Genomic DNA, 3,459 nt, shown 5'->3' with positions numbered 1-3,459 from the left:
CTCGCGACCGTGACCCGCCGGCTGCGCCGGCGACGCCCGGCCGGCGGGGACGACGGCCCGCCGGCGCAGCAGCACCCCGGCGAGCGGGGCGACGGAAAGGAGACCGTTTCCTCATGACGGACGCCTCGCCCGCACCGCGCTGGCCCGGGTCGGTGGCCCTCGTGCTCGCCTCCAGCACCGGCGGGGTCGGGCAGCACGTGCGCTCGATCGCCGGGGGACTCACCGAGGCCGGAGCGTCGGTGCTGGTGTGCGGACCGGCCGCCACCGAGGAGCAGTTCGGCTTCACCGGCGTCGGCGCCCGGTTCACCCCGGTGGAGATCCCGGCCAGCCCCACGCCGGGCGACGCGCGCGCGGTCACCGCGCTGCGCCGGGCGCTCGCGGACACACCCGTCGACGTGGTGCACGCGCACGGGCTGCGCGCCGGCCTGGTCGCGGCGCTCGCCCGCCCCACCGCGCCGCTCGTCGTCACCTGGCACAACGCGGTCCTCGCGAAAGGGCTGCGCGGCGCGGCGTCCCGGCTGGTCGAGCGGATCGTCGCCCGGTCCGTGCGGGTCGCGCTGGGCGCCTCCGCCGACCTGGTCGACCGCGCCGCCGCGCTGGGCGCCGCCGACGCGCGCCTGGCCCCGGTCGCCGCGCCCACGCTGCCGCCGCCGGGCCGCCGCCGCGCCGCCGTCCGCGCCGAGTTCGGCGTCACCGCCGACCGCCCGCTGATCCTCTCGGTGGGCCGGCTGCACCCGCAGAAACGGTACGACGTGCTCATCGACGCCGCCGCTCGCTGGCGCACCCGTACCCCCGCCCCGGTCGTGGTGATCGCCGGCAGCGGACCCGCGTACCTGCCGCTGGCCGCCCGGATCTCGGCCGCCCGCGCGCCGGTGACGCTGCTCGGGCACCGCACCGACGTGGCGGACCTGCTGGCCGGCGCCGACCTCGCCGTGGTGACCAGCGACTGGGAGGCCCGGCAGCTGTTCGCCCAGGAGGCGCTGCGGGCCGGCGTACCGCTCGTCGCGACCGCCGTCGGCGGGCTGCCGGAGCTCGTCGGCGACGGGGCCGTGCTGGTGCCGCCCGGGGACGTGGACGCCGTCGACGCGGCGGTGCGCGACCTGCTCGACGACCCCGTACGCCGGGCCGAGGTGGGCCGGCGCGGCCTGGCCCGGGCCGCGACCTGGCCCACCGAGGCGGACACCGTGGCCGCGCTCGCCGACCTCTACGCCGAGCTGACACCGCAGCACTCCGCCGGGAACCGCTGATGCTGCGCCGACTGACCCCGGTCCTGCTCACCCTGGTCGTGGTGGCGCTGGGCATCACCGCGCTGGCCGCCCGGCCGGACCGCGGCGCGGACCGGCCCGGCGCCGACTTCGTGGTCCTCGTCGGCGCGGCCGGCCTGCGCTGGGACGACGTCGACCCGGAGAACACGCCGACGCTGTGGCGGATGGCCGAGCAGGGCGCGATCGGCTCCCTGTCGGTGCGGTCCGCGCACCGGCCCACCTGCCCCGTCGACGGCTGGCTCACCCTCGGCGCCGGGAACTTCGCCGCCTGGCCGGGCGCCCGTCCGGGCGGTGGCTGCCCGGCGGCCGGCGTGACTGTGGAACGGCCCGACGGCATCGGCGCGAACCTGCCCGACCAGCCCAGCGTCGTGGCGCACAACCAGGAACAGCTCGCCTGGGGCGCCAAGCCCGGCGCGCTGGCCGAGTCGGTGCGCTGCTCGGTGGCGGTGGGGCCGGGCGCCGCCGTGGCCGCCGCCCGTCCGTTCGGCCGGGTCGACAGGTACGCGCCCACGCTGCCCGAGAACCCGGCGGAACTGCTCGGCTCCTGCGTGCTGAGCATCGTCGACGCCGGCACCGTCGACGACGACGACCCGGCCGTACGGGCCGCCCAGGCGCGGCAGGCCGACGCCCGGCTGGCCCGGGTCCTCGCCGCCCGGCCGCCGCGCTCACTGGTGCTGGTCGCGGGCGTCTCCGACACCGACAACCCGGCGCGGCTGCACGTCGCGATCGCCGACGGCCCCGGCTGGACGGGCGGCTGGCTGACCTCGCCGAGCACCGCCCGCTCCGGCTACCTGCAACTGGTCGACCTGGCCCCGACCGTGCTCGCCGTGCTCGACCGGCCGGCCCCGGAACGGGCCTTCGTCGGCCGTCCCGCGGTCACCGCTGACGACCGGCCCGACGACCTGCGGGCCGCGATCGAGGCGTCGGCCGACGCGGACCGGGAGGCCGCCGCCCAGCGGCGCGTCGCCGGCTGGTTCTTCACGCTGCTCGCCGCCGCCCAGCTGGCCCTCGCGGTAGCGGTGCTGCCGCTGCTACGCCGGGCCCGCCGCCTCGCCGGCCCGCACGGACCGGAACCGGTGTCCCGGCGCGTCGTCGCCGTGGTGGAGCTGCTGCTCATCGCCGCCGCGCTGGCCGTGCCCGCGGCGCTGCTGGCCGACGCCGTGCCCTGGTGGCGCGGCAGCCACGCCGGCGTGTGGTACGCCTCGGTGACCGCGCTGCTCGTCGTCGGCGGCACCGCCCTGGTCCGGTTCAGCCCCGGGCACGAGCGCACGCTCGGCCCGCTCGGCGCGGTCGCCGGGCTGGCCACGCTCGTGGTCGGCGTGGACGTGCTCACCGGCTCCCGGCTGCAGCTCAACGGCGTGGTCGGGTACTCCGCGCTGGAGGGCGGCCGGTACGCCGGGCTCGGCACCGTCGGGCTGGGCGTGTTCGTCGCCGGATCACTGCTGTGCGGCGGCTGGCTCGCTCAGCGGTTCCGCAAGGGCTGGCGTCCGATGGTGATGGTGGCCGTCGGCGGACTGGCAGTGGTGATCGTGGGCAGCCCGTACCTGGGCGCCGACTCGATCGGCGCGATCGCGCTCACCGCCGGCGTCAGCGTCGCCGCCGCCATCTGCACCGGCGGCTGGCTCACCGTGAGCCGGCTGGCCTGGGCCACCATGGCCGCGCTCGCGGTCACCATCGGCTTCGCCCTGGTCGACCTGGGCCGTCCCGCCGACGAGCGGGGAAGCCTGGGCCGGTTCCTGGCCGCGCTCGGCGACGGCACCGGGGGGCTCACCGTGCACCGCTCCGGCGACTCCAACATCCAGACGCTGGTGAACAGCCCGCTCACCGTGCTGGCCCTGGCCGGGGCGGCGCTGGTCTGGCTGGCGTTGCTGCAGCCGTGGGGCGGCCTGATGCGGCTGTTCGGCATCTACCCGGCGATCCGGGCGGCGATGGCCGGCACCGGCGTGGCCGTCGGGCTGGGCGGCGTGCTGGGCGGCTCGGCGCTGGACGTGGCCGGCGCGGCGGCGGCGCTCGTGGTGCCCATGGCGGCGCTGTCGGCGCTGCGGGTGCTCGACCACTCCACCGACCGTACGCTGCCCGACAGCGGCCGCCCTGGCGGCGAGACGGACGCGGTACCACCGGGCGGCCCGGACAGCCCTTCCCGAGGCGGCCCCGCTGGCGACGGCCCGCCTGACGGTGCTCCGTCGGCCGGTGA

2 protein-coding genes are annotated in these 3,459 nt (G+C 78.4%); both read left to right on the top strand.

The annotated features are described in order from the left end of the window. Nucleotides 1-113: 113 nt before the first annotated feature. Complete coding sequence (locus KBX39_RS26745) at nucleotides 114-1,247, top strand: glycosyltransferase family 4 protein (RefSeq protein ID WP_064446399.1); 1,134 nt, start codon at nucleotides 114-116, stop codon at nucleotides 1,245-1,247. After that, nucleotides 1,247-3,459, top strand: a 2,213-nt coding sequence (locus KBX39_RS26740; protein ID WP_247660632.1) for a hypothetical protein, incomplete at its 3' end; no start/stop codon positions are given. The genes KBX39_RS26745 and KBX39_RS26740, both read left to right, overlap by 1 nt.

It is taken from the genome of Micromonospora sp. D75, assembly GCF_018070405.1.
GTDB lineage: Bacteria > Actinomycetota > Actinomycetes > Mycobacteriales > Micromonosporaceae > Micromonospora > Micromonospora chalcea.
This window is presented reverse-complemented; position numbering and strand designations above follow the sequence as displayed.

What these genes read in the sequence shown, in the direction of transcription:
- KBX39_RS26745 (WP_064446399.1), top strand. Translation starts at nt 114, where the DNA reads ATGACGGACGCCTCGCCCGCACCGCGCTGGCCCGGGTCGGTGGCCCTC.